Raw genomic sequence first — 18,675 nt, 5'->3', positions numbered from 1 at the left:
GCCCTCCCGCCACGGGGGTCGGGAGGGCGGCCCACCGACGCATCACCACACACTTCGGAAACGGGGAACCCACACATGAACAGCAAGACCCGCACCGCCCTGACCGCCGGCGTCCTCGCCGTCGCCCTCGGCCTCGGCGCCACCGCCCAGGCCGCCTCCGCCGGCACCCCGCGCAGCGTCAGCGGCAAGCCGTCCGACAACATCACCCGCATCGCCGACTTCTACGGCGCCTACATCGACGCGGTGACCGACGAGGACAGCGGCAACCTCGGGACCGCCCTGCGCGCCCACTACCTCACCGCCGACTTCCAGAAGGAACTGAACGCCTGGGAGGAGAAGGAGCACGCCGACGGCGTCCTGCGCGCCCAGAACGTCCCGCTCGCCTGGAAGGTCACCGACAACGGCACCGCCGACCACACGGAGGCCGTCGTCACCCTCACCTGGAGCAGGAACAGCACCACCAAGCTGATCGTCGACATGACCCGCGGCAGCCGCAAGATCTTCCACATCGGGGAGAAGGGCATCGGCGGGAAGTAGGGACGGCGGCGGCTCCGCGTTCGGCCGCCGTCGCACCGTGAGGATCCGGAACGGCCGCCGCACGAAAGCGACTCGGGCTTCGCGCGGCGGCCGGTCCGGCACTTGTGCGGTCCCGGCCCGGCCCTGACCGAAGAAGACGCCTCGGGTTTGCCCTCCTGCCCCATGCACGCGTACTTTCTGCGGCCACGAAGCCGCCTTCACGGGGGAAGCGGGCGGAGCGGGGGAGAGTCGCCGATGGCGGGGCGTCCGGAAAGCCCACTGGATCCCAGTGCGGGTCCTGTCCAGCAGTTCGCTGCCGACCTGCGCAAACTCCGCGTGGACGCGGGCAGCCCGACCTACCGGGTGATGGCGCAGCGCTCGGGGCACGGGGCGAGCACGCTGTCCCAGGCTGCCGCGGGAGAACGGCTGCCTACCCTGCCGGTCGCCCTCGCCTACGTGCGGGCCTGCGGGGGCGACCCGGAGGAATGGGACTCCCGGTGGCGTGCCGCGGCCGCCGAGGTGGCGGCCGAGCCCCGCACCGAGGACGAGGAGGCCGAACCGCCCTACCGGGGCCTGGCCCGCTTCGAACCGTCCGACGCGGCCCTGTTCTTCGGGCGGGACCAGTTGATCGACGAACTGGTGGCGTCGACAGCCAGGGCACGTCTCACGGCCGTGGTCGGGGCGTCCGGGAGCGGGAAGTCGTCTCTCGTACGCGCCGGCCTCGTACCCCGTCTGCGCGCCACCGAGGACCCACGACTGCGTCCGGCGACGGTGCGCATCATCACCCCGGGCGACCATCCGCTGCGTACGCACGGCGAGCGGCTGACGGCCGTCGAGGGCTCCGAACGCGACACCTGGCTGGTGGTGGACCAGTTCGAGGAGATCTACACGCTGTGCACCGACCGGGAGGAACGGGCTCTCTTCGTCGACCGGCTCCTGGCCGCGCGGGATCCGGCCAACCGGTTGAGGGTGCTGATCGCGGTGCGGGCCGACTTCTTCGGGCGGCTGGCCGGCCACCGCCCGCTCGCCGACGCACTGCGCGACGCCACCCTCCTCACCCCGCCCATGAACCGCGACGAACTCGCTGAGGCCATCGTCAAACCGGCACAGGCAGCCGGCCACATCGTCGAACGCACCCTGACCGCGCGCATCGTCGCCGAGGTCGAGTCAGAGCCCGGCGCGCTGCCGCTGATGTCCCACGCCCTGCTGGAGACCTGGCGCCGGCGAAAGGGCCGCGCGCTGACCGAGGCGGCGTACGAGGCGGCCGGCGGCCTGCACGGCGCCATCGCCCGCACCGCGGAGCAGGCCTTCGGCCGGCTCACCGCCGCCCAGGCGGACCGGGCCCGGCGCATGCTGCTGCGCCTGGTCACCCCCGGCGACGGAACGCAGGACACCCGCCGTCCCGCCGACCGCGCGGAACTCGTCGGCGCGGACCCGGGCAAGGCACGGGACGACGCCGCCCTGGTCCTGGAACGCCTGGCCGGGGCCCGGCTGATCACACTGGACGGCGACACGGTGGACCTCGCGCACGAGGCGCTGATCAGCGCCTGGCCCAGGTTGCGCGACTGGATCGACGCCGAGCGCGACCGGCTCCGCGCACACCGCCAGCTCACCGAGGCGGCCCGCGTCTGGCGGGACCTGGACCGCGATCCCGGAGCCTTGTACCGGGGCACCCGTCTGGCGACCGCCCAGGAGGTCTTCGCGGCACCGGAGCAGCGTGCGGATCTCACCGAGCTGGAGTGGGCCTTCCTGTCCGCCGGACTCGCCGCCGCGGAGCAGGAACGCCTCACGGCGGCGCGCACCGCCAGACGTACCCGCACCTTCGTCGCGGCCCTCTCCGTCGTCGTCGTACTGGCGGTCGTGGCCGCACTGGTGGCGTGGCAGCAGAACCGGTCGGACGAGCGCAGACGGGTGGAGGCCGAGGCCCGTCGTATCGCCGCCGTGGCGGAGAGCCTGCGCCCTTCGGAGCCGAGGACCGCCATGCGTCTCAGTCTCGCCGCCTGGCAGGTCGCCGACCTGCCGGAGACCCGTTCGGCGCTGCTGGGGTCGCTGGCGCAGCGGAACCAGGACGCCTTCCGGCTGCCGGGTCTTTCCGACTCCGCCAACGTGGACCTCAGCGCGGACGGACGCCTCGCCGTCTCCGTGGAAGCCGGGCGGGCCACACGGTGGGACGTGCGCGCCCATCGCCGGCTGTCGTCCTTCCGCGTCGCCGAGGCCACCGATGATCCGACTTCGACGCGCAGTGCCCTCTCCCCGGACGGACGGACCCTGGCGGTCGGCACCGGCCGGGACGTGAACCTGTACGACGTTGCGGCGGGGCAGCGGACCGGGCGGCTGCCGGACGTCAACGGGGCGGACCTCTCCTTCGGGCCCAGCGGGCGGACACTGCTGCTCTCCGCCACGGTTGACGAATCGTTCCCCGTCGTCCGGCTGTGGGATGCGCGCCGTCACAAACTGCTGTTCGGAGTCGGCCGGGCGGAATCTGCCGGAACGCTCGTCGACTGGGTGCAGGGCAGCGGTACCACCGGCGGTGACACGGCCGTGGCCTCGACACTCAGCGGTGGCGCGGCCGTCAGCGCCGATGACCGCTTCCTCGCGGACTGCTCCCACGAAAGGCTCGAGATCTGGGACGTCGCGGCGCACCACCGGTTGCCGGGCGCCTGGACGGCGACACGAAGCCGTCTGTGCGTATCGGCGGGCATCAGCTTCGTACCAGGCGCCCACGAACTCGCTGTCACCACCGACCGCGGAGTCCGGATCTGGGACGTGCCGTCGGGCAGGGAACGGACCGGAATCAGCCAAGACGGCCTCGACGCCACCGTGTACACGCCGGACGGTCGGTTCGTCATCGGATCCGGCGGTGGCCAGGTGTTCCTGTGGCGGATCGACGCTCCGACGGCTCCTGTGTTCCGGGCCCCCGTGGCGGGGGCGGGGGCCTGGGGCTTCCGGCTCGACCGGCACGACGGTGTGATCCGGTATATGTCAGGAGGCGCCAGCCGCACGGTGTGGTCGCTTTCCCTCGGCCACGCGTTCCAGCCGGGCTTCCGGCCGGACGGCACCACGAGCGCCGCCTTCAGCCCCGACGGCCGACTGCTCGCCGTCGCACGGCAATCGGGCGGCAGGCACCGCCTGCGACTGATCGACGTGCCACACGACACCGAGGCGGCGGATCAACTGCCCACAGCCCCGTGTCCGGTGACCGAAGGGGCACAGAGTTGCACGGACACCATGGCGTTCTCCCCCGATGGCCGGACCATGGTCTACTCCAGCACCTCCGACGAGGACGACGGCGAGCCTGCTCTCACCGTGGTGAACAGCCGCCGCCCGGCCCGCCCGGCCACCTTCCCCATCGACACGGCGCCCGGCGAGTGGCCGACGATCGAGTCCCTCGCGCTCGACAGCGAGGGGAACGCACTGGTGTCACTGAACGGTGAGCGGACGGAGAAATGGGACACGCGCCGTCACGTCCGGACCGGCCGATGGCGGCACGTCGCGGGAGAATCCCTCGTGCTGGGCGATGGCGGCCGGCTCCTGGTGACCCTGCAGGGACAGGTCACCGACCTCACGTCTGGCCGGACAACGCGCCACACCCTCACTCAGGCGGGCCCCACGGCAGTGGCCCTCACCCACGACGGTACGCGGCTCGCGGCCGGCGACGACGCCGGATGGGTCAACCTTTGGGACGGCCACGCCCGGCGGCTCCTGGGTGAACTGCCCCCCGACTCCACCGGCGCCGCGCACGACGACGACGGCGACGAAATCTCGGCGATGGCTTTCTCCCACGACGGGACGACGCTCGCCGTCGGCACGGACGACGGCCTCGTCCGTCTGTGGGACGTCACCACCAGGCTCGCGATCGGCTCTCCTCTGTACAGCACGGGAGGGCAGGTCAAGGCGCTGGCCTTCAGCGGGGACGACCGCGCCTTGTACCTGTCGGGCGAGCACCTGCCGCTGGAACGCTACGACGTAGCCCCGGACAGGGTCGCGGCCGACATCTGCCGACGCGTCGGCACGGGCCTGTCACCGTCCCAATGGCGAACATACGTGCGCGACGTCCCGTACCGCGGCTCGTGCTGACCGCCACCCAGCCGAGTTCGCTCAGCGCCGGTCGGTGGCTCGCGGGTGTCCGGTGCCTGCGAAGGTGATCCAGCAGGTGTCGCCGGCTGTGTCCAGGAGGTACCAGACGCGGCCGCCGCCGGTCACCTCGATCTGCCACTGCTCGCATGTCCGCCCGCGGTGGGTGCCGTGCGCCAGCCCGCTCTCAAGCCGGTGGTGCCGGGCTGTCTCGGTGACCGGACCGGGGTTCGTTGCGCATGGTGATCCAGGCGCGGTAGGTGTTCTCCCGGGCCTGTTGGGCGAGATTCTCCCAGCCCTTGGCCGCGGTCGCGTCCGCGAAGCGGACTTCCCGGTGGCCGTCTGGTGCCGGTGGCGCGGCGCGGTCGCCGCGGGCAGGGGTCATGCGGCGCCCCGCGGGTCCGGTGGCGACGCTGCCACCGGGATGCTCCGCGGCCGCAGCCAGTAGCGCCGGCTCGTTCGGTATGCCCTTACGTCGGCTTCGCGAGCCAAAACGTCCCACGTTCGCCCCCACCGTTGCCTGCTCAGTTGACCGTGATTGTGTCGTACCCGGCCAGATCAGTGGTGGGGACCTACACGGTTCTGGCCGCAGTTCCGTGACGGACTTCGGGGCGGCCTGGCATGGCAACGGGAGCGAGGAAAAAACTCGGCCCTGGTCCTCCGGGCGACTACCGTGCTGCTGGTACGTCGTTCACCGACGAGGGGCTGAGTCGTGCTGACCGCTTCGCACCCGCCGTAGGTACCTCTGGAGAGTCCAGAGGGCCCTATGGAGGGTCTCGATGTCCAGGACTGTTCGCACGACTCCCTGGCGACTCCGCGTCCGGGACGGCGCAGTGGAGTCCATGTCCCAGTACGACCTGCGCTACACCCACGCTGAATCGGCCCAGGCCGCCTGCGAAGGCCGTCGCCCTGCTCCGACGAAGACGCTGCGCCGGGTCACCTGCTGGAAGCCGATGGTGCTCGACTGCAGAACGGACTCGTTCTCCGCCGCGGTCGCTACGGCTGAAGGCCGGGCCCGGCTCCAGGGTCGACTCGCAGCCCAGCGGATCCGCGGACTGCACCACGCCGGCCACGACCTCGATGACGTGGACATCCCCCCGGTCCGCCACCGCCACGGTGAGCTCTGGCATGCGTAGGAGAAGAGGGGCGTAGGGGCGCGGGCCGGGTGTGTACGGCTCGTCCGTGGCCGGACGGCGGTGCCCAGGCACCGGAGCGGGTCAGCCGCCGTCCGGCGCACGCCTCACCGCAGTGCCTTCGCGAAGCAGCGGCTTTCCTCGTAATGGCGGTAGTAGCCGAACTTGGTGCACGGCTCGTAGCCGCTGGAGGTGTACAGGGCGATGGCCTCCGGCTGCTTGCTGCCGGTTTCCAGGACCATGCGGAGGCGGCCGGCCGCGCGGGCGTCGTCCTCCAGGGCGGTCAGCATGCGGCGGGCGAGGCCCCGGCCGCGCAGTTCCTCGATCACGTACATGCGCTTGAGCTCGGCGTCGCCGTCCTCGTTGCCCTCGTCGTTGGCGTCCTGGCTGCGCCAGCCGCCGGTGGCCACGGGCCGGTCGCTGTCGTCGTAGGCGATCAGGTAGACGCCTCTCGGCGGCCGGAAGTCCGTCGCGTCGAGGACCGTGGCGTCACCGCCGTCGCCGTAGCGCAGGTGGTACTCGGCCTGGACCTCGTCGTTGAGCTTCACGGCGTCGGGGTGGTCGAAGGGCACGCGACGTATATTCATGCTGAGCATCGTGCAATCTTGCATAGTCATGGACTGGTGGAATCGGGGCCCGTCCAGTGTGCCGGTATCGTGCCCGGGTGCTGACAGTGACCTCGGTGAACGTGAACGGACTGCGGGCCGCCGCGAAGAAGGGCTTCGTGGAGTGGCTCGCGGAGACCTCGGCGGACGTGGTGTGCCTGCAGGAGGTGCGCGCCGAGCCGCAGCAACTGCCCGATACGGTACGGCGGCCCGACGGCTGGCACGTCGTCCACGCCCCCGCCGCCGCCAAGGGCCGCGCGGGCGTCTCCCTCTACACGCGGCGTGAACCCGACCGCGTCCAGGTCGGGTTCGGCTCCGCCGAGTTCGACACCGGCGGCCGGTACGTCGAGGCCGATCTGCCCGGTGTCACCGTCGCCTCCCTCTACCTCCCCTCCGGCGAGGTCGGCACCGAGCGGCAGGAGGAGAAGGTCCGCTTCATGGGCGAGTTCCTCGCCCATCTGAAGGGCCTGCGCGAGCGTGCCGCCGCCGACGGGCGCGAGGTCCTCGTCGTGGGCGACTGGAACATCGCCCACCAGCAGGCCGACCTCAAGAACTGGCGGTCCAACACCAAGAACTCCGGGTTCCTGCCGGAGGAGCGGGAGTGGCTGAGCCGGGTCTTCGACGAGACGGACGGCGGGTACGTCGATGTCGTGCGCGCGCTGCATCCGGAGGTGGCGGGGCCGTACTCGTGGTGGTCGTACCGCGGGCGGGCCTTCGACAACGACGCGGGTTGGCGCATCGACCTCCATGTGGCCACCCCCGGGCTCGCCTCCCGGGCCGTCAAGGGCTTCGTGGAGCGGGCGGCCACCCACGCCGAACGGTGGTCGGACCATGCCCCGGTGACGGTGGTCTACGACCTGGGAGCGTCAGTCCCGCTTCCGCTGCCGACGGTCCAGGGCCAGTGACAGTTCCGCCTCCACCACGCTGCGGGCCAGCGGGCGCAGACGCCCGAGGTCGTCCTCGGAGGCGTGCCGCAGGACGAGGTCGGTGAAGAGCACGGCGAGGGCCTCGGCGTGTTCGCGGACGTGCTTGCCGACCGCCAGGACCTCCGCGAGCGGGATGCCCTCGCGGACCAGGGCGGAGGAGACGTCCAGCAGACGGCGGCTGATGTGCACGATCTCGTCGCCGACGGTGCCCAGGTAGCCCAGTTCGAGGGCGGCGGCGAGGTTCTCCGGGGTGACCTCGCCCTCGAAGCGGGCGGCGAGCTCCTCGGGGGTGAGGCGGACCGGCTCCTCCTCGGTGGGGGCGCCGACGCCCAGCAGGTCGGCGACGTCGCGGCCCTGGTCGAGGGCCTCGGCGAGCTCCGCTATGCCGTTCAGGGTGTGGCCGCGTTCCAGCAGCGCCGAGATCGTGCGCAGGCGGGCCAGGTGGTGGTCGTCGTACCAGGCGATGCGGCCCTCGCGGCGGGGCGGCGGGATCAGCTTGCGTTCGCGGTAGAAGCGCAGCGTGCGCACCGTGATGCCGGCCAGCCGGGCCAGCTCCTCCATGCGGTACTCGCGCTTGTCCGTCACGCCCGCACTTTATGTCGTACCCGGGGTAACTTCCTCGTTCCGCCCCCTACCGGTCGGTACGGAGCTGCTCTACAGTCCCATTGCGCCAGTGTTCACTGGCATGGTCCGACGTGATGCCAGGAGGCTTCGGGATGGCCGAGCACGAGCACGCACGCGAGCACGTACGGGTGGCGGTGATCGGGTCCGGATTCGGCGGGCTGGGCGCGGCCGTGCGGCTGCGCCGTGAGGGGATCACCGACTTCGTGGTGCTGGAGCGGGCCGGAAGCGTCGGCGGCACCTGGCGGGACAACAGCTACCCGGGCTGCGCCTGCGACGTCCCGTCGCACCTGTACTCGTTCTCCTTCGCGCCCAACCCCGACTGGCCGCGCGCCTTCTCCGGGCAGGAGCACATCCGCGCCTACCTGGAGCGGGTGACCGACGTCTTCCGGCTGCGGCCGCACATCCGCTTCGGCTCGGAAGTGCAGCTGATGACCTGGGACGCCGAGAGGCTGCGGTGGGACATCGAGACGAGCGGCGGCTCGCTGTCGGCGGACGTCGTGGTCTCCGCCACCGGACCGCTGTCCGACCCGAAGATCCCGGACATCCCCGGCCTGGGCTCCTTCCCCGGCAAGGTCTGGCACTCGGCCCGCTGGGACCATGACTACGACCTCACCGGCAAACGGGTCGCGATGGTGGGGACGGGGGCCTCGGCCATCCAGATCGTGCCCGCCGTCCAGCCCCGCGTGTCCCGGCTGACCCTCTTCCAGCGGACCCCGCCGTGGGTCCTGCCGCGCGTGGACCGGGCGATCGGCGGGGTGGAGCGGCGGCTGCACCGGGCCCTGCCGTTCACCACCCAGCTCCGCCGCGGACTGCTGTGGGGCATCCGGGAGTTGCAGGTCCAGGCGTTCACCAGGCACCCGGAGGAGCTCGGCCTGGTCGAGCGGTTCGCCAGGCTCAACATGGCCCGGGCCGTCAAGGATCCGGCGCTGCGGGCCAGGCTGACCCCGGACTACCGCATCGGCTGCAAGCGGATCCTGCTGTCCAGCGAGTACTACCCGGCCCTCGCCCGCCCCAATGTGGACGTCGTCGCGAGCGGGCTCGCCGAGGTGCGCGGTTCGACCGTCGTGGCCGCCGACGGCAGCGAGGCCGAGGTGGACGCGATCGTGTTCGGCACCGGCTTCCACGTCACCGACATGCCCATCGCCGAGCGGGTGGTCGGGGCGGAGGGCGTCACCCTCGCCGAGGCCTGGCGGAAGGACGGGATGCAGGCGCTGCGCGGGGCTTCCGCCGCCGGGTTCCCGAACTGGCTGACGATCATCGGGCCCAACTCCGGCCTGGCGAACTCCTCGATGATCCTCATCATCGAGTCCCAGCTGAACTACCTGGCGGACTTCGTGCGCCAGCTCGACGTCCTCGGCGGCCGGGTCGCCCTCGACGCCCGCGCCGACGCCGTACGGGCCTGGAACCACAAGGTGCAGGAGCGCATGCAGCCCACGGTGTGGAACACCGGCGGCTGCACCAGCTGGTACCTGGACGCGCACGGCCGCAACACCACCATCTGGCCCGGCACCACCGCGGAGTTCCGCCGGGCCACCCGGCGCGTGGACCTGGGGGAGTACCGGGTGATCCGGCCGGCCGCCACCAGGAGGACCACCTCCGCCGACCCGAGCGAGGTGACCGCATGAGCCGGCTCACCCCTGTGACCTCCGGCCCGTACGCCCCGCCCACCCCCGACCGCGTCCTGACCGCCGTCTCCGCCGACGGCGCCCGGCTGCACGTCGAGGTGCACGGCCGCGAGGGCGCGCCCCCCGTCGTCCTGGCCCACGGATGGACCTGTTCGACCGCGTTCTGGGCGGCGCAGATACGGGACCTGGCCGTGGATCACCGCGTCATCGCCTACGACCAGCGAGGGCACGGGCGCAGTCCGGCGAGCCCGGCGTGCACCGCCGAGGCGCTCGCGGACGACCTGGAGGCCGTGCTCGCGGGGACGCTCGCGCCGGGGGAGAAGGCCGTGATCGCGGGCCACTCCATGGGCGGGATGACGCTGCTGGCGGCCTCCGGCCGGGCCCGTTTCCGGGAGCACGCGGCGGCTGTTCTGCTGTGCAGCACGGGCAGTTCGCGGCTGGTCGCCGAATCGCTCGTGGTGCCGTTGCGGCCCGGCCGGGTGCGCGCCTGGCTGACGGCGCGCGTCCTGGGTTCGCGCGCCCCGCTGGGGCCGGTCACGCCTCTCGCCCGGAGCGTCCTCAAGTACGCGACCATGGGCGCCGGTTCGGCCCCGCACATGGTGGAGGCGTGCGCGCGGATCGTGCACGCCTGCCCGCGTGCCGTGCGCCACGCCTGGTCCCGGGTGCTGCACACGCTCGATCTCGACCACGGGGTACGGGAGTTGCGGGTGCCGGCGGTCGTGGTCGTGGGCACGGCGGACCGGATGACCCCGCCGGTGCACGCGCGCTCGCTGGTGGCGGCGCTGCCGCACTGCGTGGGCAGCGCCGAACTGGCGGGCGTGGGCCACATGACGCCGGTGGAGGCACCGGAGCTGGTGACCGGCAGGATCCGGGAACTGGTCCGCGCGTATGTGACGGTGACGGACACGGTCGGGGAGGGCGCATGAGCAGGGTCGGTCTGGAGGGTCAGGTCGCGGTGGTCACGGGAGCCGCGCGCGGCGTCGGTGAACTGCTCGCGCGCAAGCTCTCCGCGCGCGGTGCCACGGTGGCGCTGGTCGGGCTGGAACCGGAGGCGCTGAAGGAGGTCTCGGCGCGGCTGCACGGCGACAGCGACCACTGGTACGCCGACGTCACCGACCACGAGGCCATGTCCCGGGTCGCGCGGGAGGTCAAGGAGCGGTTCGGCAAGGTCGACATCGTCGTCGCCAACGCCGGGGTCGCCACCGGCGGCCCGTTCGTGGACTCCGATCCGGAGGCCTGGCGGCGGGTGATCGAGGTCAACCTGATCGGCTCGGCGGTGACCGCGCGGGCCTTCCTGCCGGTGCTGATCGAGAGCCGGGGCTATCTGCTGCAGATCGCCTCGCTCGCCGCGATCACCCCGGCGCCGATGATGACGGCGTACTGCGCGTCCAAGTCGGGTGTGGAGGCGTACGCGCACAGTCTGCGGGCCGAGGTCGGGTACCGGGGCGTGCGCGTCGGCGTGGCCTATCTGTCGTGGACGGACACGGACATGGTGCGCGGCGCCGACCAGGAGGAGGTGATGCGCGAACTCAGGCAGCGGCTGCCGTGGCCGTCCAACAAGACCTATCCGCTGGGGCCGGCGGCCGACCGGATCGTGGCCGGGATCGAGCGCCGCGCCGGCCATGTGTACGGGCAGTGGTGGCTGCGCGGGATGCAGGGGGTGCGCGGGTTCCTGCCGGGGCTCGTCGGCACGGTGGGGCAGCGGGAGATGCGCCGGTTCGCGCCCCGGCTGCAGGGCATGCGCACGGGGCTGGTGGGCGCGGGCGGGGCGGCTGACGAGCAGGAGCGGTCGGCACGGCGAAACTAGTCCCGGACCAGCGGGTGTTACGTACCGTTAATGATCGAAATGCGCTCCGTGTCCGCCCGTGTGAATCTGGTCGAGGCCCCACCGAGGGGCCAATTCCCCTCACCCACCACGGGAGTGAACCCACATGGGTATGAAGGACCAGTCCCAGGAGAAGGCCCGCGGCATGCAGGAGCAGGGCAAGCAGAGGGCCGGCGAGCCCCGTGAGAAGGCCGGGCAGCGCGGTCAGCAGTCCCCGCAGCGTGGCCAGCAGCCGCGTGAGCGTGGTCGTCACGAGATGGACGACACCGAGCGCGAGATGGAGGACCGCTTCAGCCAGGACTACGACGCCTGACGCGGTCTCCTGACCGGAAGGGGCGCCCCCTTGGCGGGCGCCCCTTCCGCGACGCGGCTCTCAGGTGGCTCTCACGCGTCCGGCTGTCGCCGCGGCGGCAGCTTGGGCCGCGACCGGTCGGGTATGTCCCGGTGGTCCGGCGGGGTCGCCGCGGGCTGGGTGGCCAGCAGGTCGATGGCCAGCACCACTGCGTCGTCCAGTTGTGCGTACCGGCCCTCCGCCCAGTCCAGCGGCGTCCGCAGGGCCTCCAGGTCGGGGGCGACGCCGTGGTTCTCCACGGACCAGCCGTACGCGTCGAACCAGGCCGCGTTCATGGGCACGGTGATCACCGTGCCGTCGCCCAGCCGGTGCCGTCCGGTCATGCCGACCACACCGCCCCAGGTGCGCTGCCCGACCACCGGCCCGATCCGCAGCAGCCGGAAGGCCGCGGTGATCATGTCGCCGTCGGAGGCCGTCGCCTCGTCGGCCAGTGCCACCACGGGACCGCGCGGCGCGTTGGAGGTGTACGACACCGGCTGGGCGTTCCGGGTCAGGTCCCAGCCGATGATGCTCCGGATCAGCTTCTCGATCACCAGCTCGCTGATGTGCCCGCCCGCGTTGCCGCGTACGTCCACGATGAGCGCGGGCCGGGAGACCTCCCTGCGCAGGTCGCGGTTGAACTGGGCCCAGCCGGAGCCGCCCATGTCGGGGATGTGCAGGTAGCCGCACTTGCCGCCGCTCAAGTGCCGTACCACGGACCGGCGTTTGGCGACCCAGTCCTGGTAGCGCAGGGGCCGCTCGTCGACGAGCGGGACGACGGCGACCCGGCGGGCCGGGCCCTGCTCCCCTTCCGCCGGCTCGAAGGTGAGCTCCACCGTCGTACCGCCCGCCCCCGCCAGCAGCGGGTACGGACCCGTCACCGGATCCACCGGCCGGCCGTCGACACGGGTGAGGACCGCGCCCTCCCGGATGCCGGTGCCGGCCAGCGGGGAGCGGGCCCTGGAGTCGGAGGAGTCGCCGGGCAGGATCCGCCGGACCGTCCAGCCGCCGTCGCGGAGCACGAGGTTGGCGCCCAGCAGGCCCTGCCGGCGCTGGTACGGGGAGGGTCCCTCGTTGCGGCGCGCGGCGCTGACGTAGGCGTGCGAGGTGCCGAGCTCGCCGAGCACCTCGCGGAGCAGGTCGGCGAACTCGTCGGGGGAGGCGACGTGTTCGACCAGCGGCCAGTACTGCTCCAGGACCGTGTCCCAGTCGATGCCGCACATGTCCGGGTCCCAGAAGTACGCCCGGATCAGCCGGCCCGCCTCCGCGTAGGCCTGTCGCCATTCGGCGGCCGGGTCGACGGTGTGCCGGATCCGGCGGGCGTCGATCCAGGTGGTCGTGTCGGAGTCGCCGGACTCGGTGGACGGCACCGCCCGCAGGTCGCCCTCGTCGACCACGACGAGCCGGGTGCCGTCGCCGCTCACCGCGAACCAGTCGAGGTGGCCGACGAGTTCGGACTTCTTCGCCTTGGTGATGTTGAAGTGTTCCAGCGTCGGCCGGCCGGTGGTGTCGTCCGGGTTCGCGAACGTCTCGCCCAGCGCGCCGGAGATCGGCCAGCGCAGCCAGACCAGGCCGCCACCGGCGACCGGCTGCAGCGCGGAGTACTTGGACGCGGCGACGGGGAACGGCGTCACCCGGTTCTCCAGCCCCTCGGCCTCCACGGTGACCGCGCCGGCCTCGCCGCTCTCCTCGTCGTGCGGTTCCAGGCCGCCGGCCGCCGGCCGCCCCTCGGGGTTCAGCGCGAAGGGGGACGGGGTCGCCGAGGACAGCGGAACCAGGTAGGGCTTGCAGCCGAGCGGGAAGGACAGGTCCCCGGTCTGCACGTCGTACACCGGGTCGAAGCCCCGCCAGGACAGGAAGGCCAGGTAGCGGCCGTCCCGGGTGAACACCGGGTTCTCGTCCTCGAAGCGGCCGTCGGTGACGTCGACGATCAGCCGGTCCTTGGTCCGGGCCAGCTTGATCTGCCGCAGCGTACGGCCGATCCCCGGGTGCGACCAGGTCAGCCATGCGCCGTCCGGGGAGAAGGCGAGATCACGCACGGGCCCGTTGACCGACCGGATCAACTCGGTGACCTCACCCCCGGGCGAGTCGGGGGAGTCCCCGGCGGCGTCGCCCGCCTCGGTCACGTCGAGCAGCAGCAGCCGTCCGTCGTGCGCGGCGACGGCCAGCCGTTCCCCCTCGGGGTCGGAGACCATCTCCAGGACGCGCCCCAGCCGCCCGGAGGCCAGCCGGCGGGACTCCCGGCCACCCGTGGCCCGGGGGAGCTGGGCGATCTCGACGGCGTCCTCGCCCTCGGCGTCGGTGACGTAGGCGACCCGTCCGGTCGAGCCCAGCATCTCCGGGAGCCGGGTGCGTACCCCGGGCGTGTCCGTGATGGTGCGGGCGGGACCGTCGCGGTGGGTGAGCCAGTACAGGGAGCCGCGTACGACGACGGCGCTGGCCCGGCCCGTCTCGTCCACCGAGACGCCGTCGACGTGCTGGGCGGCCGGGACCTGGTACGTGCGGCGGCCCGTGCGCGGCCCGGACAGCCGCACGTCCAGCCTGCGCGGTTCCGAGTCCGGCGCCAGGTCGTCGACCAGCCACAGGTCGCCCGCGCACTGGTAGACGATCCGGGTGCCGTCGCTGGAGGCGTGCCGGGCGTAGAAGGCGTCGTGGTCGGTGTGCCGGCGCAGGTCGGTGCCGTCGTACGCGCAGGAGTAGAGATTGCCGACGCCCTCGTGGTCGGAGAGGAAGGCGATCCGGCCGCCGACGAACATGGGTGAGTGCAGATGCCCGCCGATGTCGGGCAGCAGCCGCTCGCCGTGCAGCCACAGCCGGCCCGTGGCGCCGCCCCGGTAGCGCTTCCAGGAGGTCGGCTCGTGCGGCGGGGTGCCGGTCAGCAGCAGGGTCCGGTGCGTGCCGTCGACGTCGGCGACCTGGATGTCGGAGACCGGCCCCCAGGGCAGCTTGCGGCCCGGGTCCCCCTCGGGGGTGATCTTGTAGGCCCAGGTGAAGTGGGAGAAGGGCTCGCCGTGGGAGGCGACGGCGAGGATGTCGCTGTGGCCGTCGTCGTCGGGCGGGGTCCAGCCGCAGACCTGGGTGTCCGGGCTGCCCCAGTAGGTCAGCTGCCGGCCCGGTCCGCCGTCCACCGCGACCAGCTGGATCTCGGGGACGAGACTGCGCCAGGTCGTGCAGGCGATGTGGCGGCCGTCGGGCGAGAAGCGGGGGTGGCCGGTCTTGGTCCGGTCGACGGTGAGCCGCCAGGCGCGGCCCGGGGGGTCGAGGGGAGCCAGCCAGAGGTCGTCCTCGGCCACGAAGCACAGCAGATCGCCGCTGAGGTGCGGCAGCCGGAGATAGCTCACCTACCCAGGTTTTCCCCGGGCGCCGAGGCGGGCAACTCGTGAGAAAGGACCCCGTTCCGACCAGTGACCGACGACACGTACGAAACGGTTTCGTTTCGCAGATCTCTGCGATACATTCGTCCTGTACGAAACCGAGTCGTTCTGAGCAGGAGGGTGAGGGAGATGACCGAGGTCGCCACCGGGCGCCGCAGTCGGATCACGCCCGAGCGCGAGGCCGAGCTGTACGAGGCCGTGCTCGACCTGCTCCGCGAAGTCGGCTACGACGCCCTCACCATGGACGCCGTGGCCGCCCGCACCCGGTCCAGCAAGGCCACCCTCTACCGCCAGTGGGGCGGCAAGGCCGAGCTGGTGGTGAAGGCCGTACGGCACAACAAGCCGGGCGCGCTCGGCCTCGGCGACATCGACACCGGGTCGCTCAAGGGAGACCTGCACGCCCTCACCCTGAGCTCGGACGACTGCGAGATGGAGCAGAACTCCGCGCTGATGCGGGGTCTGGCCATGGCCGTGCACAGCAACCCGGACCTGCTGAAGGCGTTCCGGGACCATCTCATCGAACCGGAGATGGCGGAGGTCCGCCGCGTGGTGCAGCGGGCGGTCGACCGGGGCGAGGTCCGCGCGGACAACCCGGCGATCGACTACATGATGCACATGATGCTCGGCGGGTTCGCCGCCCGCACGATGCTCGACGAACTGCCGCCGACGCAGGCCTTCCTCATCTCGTACATCGACGCCGTCGTCCTCCCCGCTCTCGGCGTCACCACCACCTGAACCCCTCACCGGCAAGCCCGTCCACCTGACGTCACCGCTCACGCCGTCGGGCAGGTCACCCCTGCCACCCACAGGGCAGATCACCCCTGCCCAGCAGAACCCCACGACCTGACCGGGAGTACGCCGCAGGCGGGACGAGTCCCGCTCCGCGGAGGGGTCCCGGGGCGGGGACCGGGAGCCGGTGCGCGTCTGACGTCCCGCTCCCGACCGACACCGCCGGTGAGGGCGCCGTGGGGACGGCGCGCCCTCACCGGCGGTCCGCCGCGCGCCCGCCGTGGAGCCGGAGCCGCAAAGCCGGCCCCGTGAAGCCGGCCCCGTGAAGCCGCCCCCGCAAAGCCGGTCGCCTGCCCGGTACACGGACCGCTAGCGTGCCGGACATGACGACGACAGCCGCCACTGACGCCGACGACACCGGTGCCCATCCCCGTTTCGCCGCCACCCTCGACGAACTCGGCCTGGCGGAGCTCCGCCCACGCGTCCGCCGCTTCCCCGAGGCGAGCCGGACGCTGGTCGCCCACGCCGGCGCCACCCTGGCGGACGTGCGCGAGCGCGCCTGGTGACGCCGCTGGTCACCACGGCGGTGCTGCTCGCCGCCGTCACCCACGCCGGCTGGAACGCCATCGCCCACCGGATCACCGACAAGCTCGTCGGGTTCACCCTGATCCTGACGGGGGGTGTGCTGATCGGACTGGTCCTGGCGTGCTTCGCCGACTTCCCGGCGGCGAGGGCGTGGCCGTATCTGATCGGCTCGGCGGGCATCCACTTCGTGTACGTCGTCCTGCTGATGGCCTCCTTCCGGCTGGGCGACTTCGGGCAGGTCTACCCCATCGCCCGCGGCTCCGCGCCCATGCTGGTCACCGTGCTCGGCGCCGTCTTCGCGCACGAGGTGCCCGACGGATGGGCGGCGGCCGGGATCGCGCTGTCCTGCGCGGGGCTCACCGGCGTCGCCCTGTGGGGGCTGCGCGGACGGCGGCCCGACTGGGCGGCGATCGGGGCGGCGCTCGCGACGGGGACGGCGATCGCCGCGTACACCGTCGTCGACGGGCTGGGGGTACGGGCCTCCGGCACCGCCCTCGGCTACATCGCCTGGCTGATGGTGGTGCAGGGGCTGTGGATGCCCGGGTACGCGCTCTGGCGGTGGCGGCGGGAGACGGTCGCCGTCCTGCGGCCCTTCGCCGCCCTCGGCCTGTTCGGCGCCGCCCTCTCCGTCGCCGCCTACGGCCTCGTCCTGTGGGCCCAGACCCGCGCGGAGCTGGCGCCCATCGCCGCCCTGCGGGAGTCCTCGATCATCGTCGGCGCGGCCATCGGGGCACTGTTCTTCAAGGAGCGCTTCGGGCTGTCCCGGATCGCCGCCGCGGGGCTCGTGGTGGTCGGTATCGGGCTGATGCTGCACACCGGATAGCGGGCGTGCGCGTGTCGCCCAAGGGAAGCTGAGGGCTGTACGCGACAGGGAACAGGGAGTGACTGACGACATGACCGACAAGCTGACCGTGAGCGTCCTGGGCACCGGCATCATGGGTGCCGCGATGGCCCGCAACATCGCCCGGGCCGGGCACTCCGTCCGCGTCTGGAACCGCACCCGGGCCAAGGCCGAACCGCTGGCCGCGGACGGCGCGCACGTCGCCGGCACGCCCGCCGAGGCCGTCGAGGGCGCCGACGTCGTCCTGACCATGCTGTACGACGGTTCCGCGGTACTGGAGGTCATGCGCGAGGCCGTCCCCGCCCTGCGTTCCGGCACGGTCTGGGCGCAGTCCACCACCGCCGGGATCGAGGCCGTCGCCGAGCTGGCCGGGTTCGCCCGCGAGCACGGCCTGGTCCTCTACGACGCCCCCGTGCTGGGCACCCGGCAGCCCGCCGAGGCCGGCCAGCTCACCGTGCTGGCCGCCGGCCCGGAGGAGGGGCGTGAGACGGTGACGCCCGTGTTCGACGCGGTCGGCGCCCGTACCGTGTGGGCCGGCGACGACGCTGCGGCGGCCGGGGCCACCCGGCTGAAGCTGGTCGCCAACAGCTGGGTGCTGGCGGTCACCGCGGCGGCCGGGGAGGTGCTGGCGCTGTCGAAGGGGCTCGGCGTCGACCCGCACGGCTTCTTCGACCTCGTCGCGGGCGGCCCGCTCGACATGGGCTACCTGCGGGCCAAGTCCCGGCTGGTGCTGGAGGGGGAGCTGACCCCGGCCCAGTTCGCGGTGGCCACCGCGGAGAAGGACGCCCGGCTGATCGTCCGGGCCGGCGAGCGGGCCGGCGTCCGTCTCGACGTCGCCGAGGCGACCGCCGAACGGCTCGCGCGTGCCGCCGCGCAGGGGCACGCGGACGAGGACATGGTCGCCGCGTACTTCGCCAGCTTCGACGAGAAGCCGGCGTCCTGACGGACCGTCTCCGACGTGACGGCGCGAGCCCTCGGGAGCACCCTGGAATCAATGGTTTCCGGAGGTGGTCGTCATGATGCACACCACGGTGGGGTGGCACGTCGAGCTCGAGTTCCAGGAGGACGATCAGCACACGCGGGCAGCGGCCATGGTCCGCTTGCCCGACGGCACGGAGGTGCGGGCGCACGGTCAGGCCAGCCGCCACCGCACCGACTCGAACCAGCCGCGGGTGGGCGAGGAGATCGCGGGCGCCCGCGCGCTCAACGAGCTGGCCATGGAGCTTTTGACCAAGGCGCACGGGGAGATCGACGAGGCGTCCGGCCGGACGTCCCACCCGATCCACATCTGACCGGCGCGGACGCCTGCCGGCGGGGCGGACGTCCCGTCGGTCGCGCGAGCCCGGCATGGGCGTCGGCGGCCGGTCGGTGAGGGCTGAAGCCGGGGGCGTCCTCCCGGCCCGGGCCGCGGGCGGAGCCGGGACCGGGCGGCGGGGGGTCACTGCCGGGCGGCGCGCAGCGGGGGTGGAGGTCTCGCCGGTCACCCG

The 18,675-nt window shown here is 72.6% G+C and carries 17 protein-coding genes; 13 read left to right on the top strand and 4 right to left on the bottom strand.

The window, feature by feature from the left end; all coding sequences use genetic code 11:
- Positions 1 to 75: 75 nt before the first annotated feature.
- Positions 76 to 537 carry a hypothetical protein gene (locus ACWC21_RS30525; protein WP_450886436.1) on the top strand — a complete coding sequence of 154 codons (462 nt, stop codon included), beginning with the start codon at positions 76 to 78 and terminating at the stop codon, positions 535 to 537.
- A 234-nt stretch (positions 538 to 771) separates the two neighbouring features.
- The gene (locus ACWC21_RS30520; protein WP_450886434.1) at positions 772 to 4,593 is read left to right on the top strand and encodes an nSTAND1 domain-containing NTPase; all 3,822 of its coding nucleotides are present in this window, start codon (positions 772 to 774) and stop codon (positions 4,591 to 4,593) included.
- A 184-nt stretch (positions 4,594 to 4,777) separates the two neighbouring features.
- On the opposite strand, the gene ACWC21_RS30515 is transcribed toward ACWC21_RS30520, so the two are convergent.
- A complete protein-coding gene (locus ACWC21_RS30515) occupies positions 4,778 to 4,975 on the bottom strand; it encodes a hypothetical protein (protein WP_450886433.1) in 198 nt (65 codons plus the stop codon).
- A 394-nt stretch (positions 4,976 to 5,369) separates the two neighbouring features.
- Here ACWC21_RS30515 and ACWC21_RS30510 point away from each other — a divergent pair, with 394 nt between their 5' ends.
- Positions 5,370 to 5,726, top strand: a complete 357-nt coding sequence (locus ACWC21_RS30510; protein ID WP_450886431.1) for a hypothetical protein — start codon at positions 5,370 to 5,372, stop codon at positions 5,724 to 5,726.
- Between the two features lie 104 nt (positions 5,727 to 5,830).
- On the opposite strand, the gene ACWC21_RS30505 is transcribed toward ACWC21_RS30510, so the two are convergent.
- Positions 5,831 to 6,310, bottom strand: coding sequence for a GNAT family N-acetyltransferase (locus tag ACWC21_RS30505; RefSeq protein WP_450886430.1), 480 nt, complete (start codon positions 6,308 to 6,310; stop codon positions 5,831 to 5,833).
- A 77-nt stretch (positions 6,311 to 6,387) separates the two neighbouring features.
- Between ACWC21_RS30505 and ACWC21_RS30500 the strand changes: the two genes are divergently transcribed.
- Positions 6,388 to 7,233, top strand: coding sequence for an exodeoxyribonuclease III (locus tag ACWC21_RS30500; RefSeq protein ID WP_450886428.1), 846 nt, complete (start codon positions 6,388 to 6,390; stop codon positions 7,231 to 7,233).
- Here the strand turns inward: ACWC21_RS30500 and ACWC21_RS30495 are convergent.
- A complete protein-coding gene (locus tag ACWC21_RS30495) occupies positions 7,195 to 7,815 on the bottom strand; it encodes a MerR family transcriptional regulator (protein WP_450886538.1) in 621 nt (206 codons plus the stop codon). The two genes, ACWC21_RS30500 and ACWC21_RS30495, sit on opposite strands and share 39 nt — an antisense overlap.
- Before the next feature lie 155 nt (positions 7,816 to 7,970).
- Between ACWC21_RS30495 and ACWC21_RS30490 the strand changes: the two genes are divergently transcribed.
- From ACWC21_RS30490 to ACWC21_RS30475, 4 genes are all read left to right on the top strand, one after another.
- Positions 7,971 to 9,503, top strand: a complete 1,533-nt coding sequence (locus ACWC21_RS30490; RefSeq protein ID WP_450886426.1) for a flavin-containing monooxygenase — start codon at positions 7,971 to 7,973, stop codon at positions 9,501 to 9,503.
- On the top strand, positions 9,500 to 10,429 hold the full coding sequence (locus ACWC21_RS30485) for an alpha/beta fold hydrolase (protein WP_450886424.1): 930 nt from the start codon (positions 9,500 to 9,502) through the stop codon (positions 10,427 to 10,429). Before ACWC21_RS30490 ends, ACWC21_RS30485 begins: the two co-directional genes overlap by 4 nt.
- Entirely contained in the window at positions 10,426 to 11,310 is an 885-nt protein-coding gene (locus ACWC21_RS30480; protein ID WP_450886422.1) for an SDR family oxidoreductase, read from the top strand. Before ACWC21_RS30485 ends, ACWC21_RS30480 begins: the two co-directional genes overlap by 4 nt.
- Before the next feature lie 124 nt (positions 11,311 to 11,434).
- The gene (locus tag ACWC21_RS30475) at positions 11,435 to 11,641 is read left to right on the top strand and encodes a hypothetical protein (RefSeq protein ID WP_450886421.1); all 207 of its coding nucleotides are present in this window, start codon (positions 11,435 to 11,437) and stop codon (positions 11,639 to 11,641) included.
- Positions 11,642 to 11,712: 71 nt separating this feature from the next.
- Here ACWC21_RS30475 and ACWC21_RS30470 read toward each other — a convergent pair whose 3' ends face one another.
- On the bottom strand, positions 11,713 to 15,000 hold the full coding sequence (locus ACWC21_RS30470; protein WP_450886419.1) for a S41 family peptidase: 3,288 nt from the start codon (positions 14,998 to 15,000) through the stop codon (positions 11,713 to 11,715).
- 162 nt (positions 15,001 to 15,162) lie between these two features.
- Here ACWC21_RS30470 and ACWC21_RS30465 point away from each other — a divergent pair, with 162 nt between their 5' ends.
- The 5 genes from ACWC21_RS30465 (at position 15,163) to ACWC21_RS30445 (ending at position 18,480) form a co-directional block, all read left to right on the top strand.
- A complete protein-coding gene (locus ACWC21_RS30465; protein WP_450886417.1) occupies positions 15,163 to 15,768 on the top strand; it encodes a TetR/AcrR family transcriptional regulator in 606 nt (201 codons plus the stop codon).
- A gap of 377 nt (positions 15,769 to 16,145) precedes the next feature.
- The gene (locus ACWC21_RS30460) at positions 16,146 to 16,328 is read left to right on the top strand and encodes a hypothetical protein (RefSeq protein WP_450886416.1); all 183 of its coding nucleotides are present in this window, start codon (positions 16,146 to 16,148) and stop codon (positions 16,326 to 16,328) included.
- Positions 16,325 to 17,170 (top strand): EamA family transporter, encoded by an 846-nt coding sequence (locus ACWC21_RS30455; protein WP_450886414.1) that lies wholly within the window; start codon positions 16,325 to 16,327, stop codon positions 17,168 to 17,170. Before ACWC21_RS30460 ends, ACWC21_RS30455 begins: the two co-directional genes overlap by 4 nt.
- A 70-nt stretch (positions 17,171 to 17,240) precedes the next feature.
- Positions 17,241 to 18,131: an NAD(P)-dependent oxidoreductase gene (locus ACWC21_RS30450; RefSeq protein ID WP_450886413.1), complete on the top strand. Its 891-nt coding sequence runs from the start codon at positions 17,241 to 17,243 to the stop codon at positions 18,129 to 18,131.
- A gap of 73 nt (positions 18,132 to 18,204) precedes the next feature.
- Entirely contained in the window at positions 18,205 to 18,480 is a 276-nt protein-coding gene (locus ACWC21_RS30445) for a DUF1876 domain-containing protein (RefSeq protein WP_388802370.1), read from the top strand.
- The last annotated feature ends 195 nt before the right edge of the window (positions 18,481 to 18,675 follow it).

The organism is Streptomyces sp. NPDC001348 (assembly GCF_053597535.1).
This window is presented reverse-complemented; position numbering and strand designations above follow the sequence as displayed.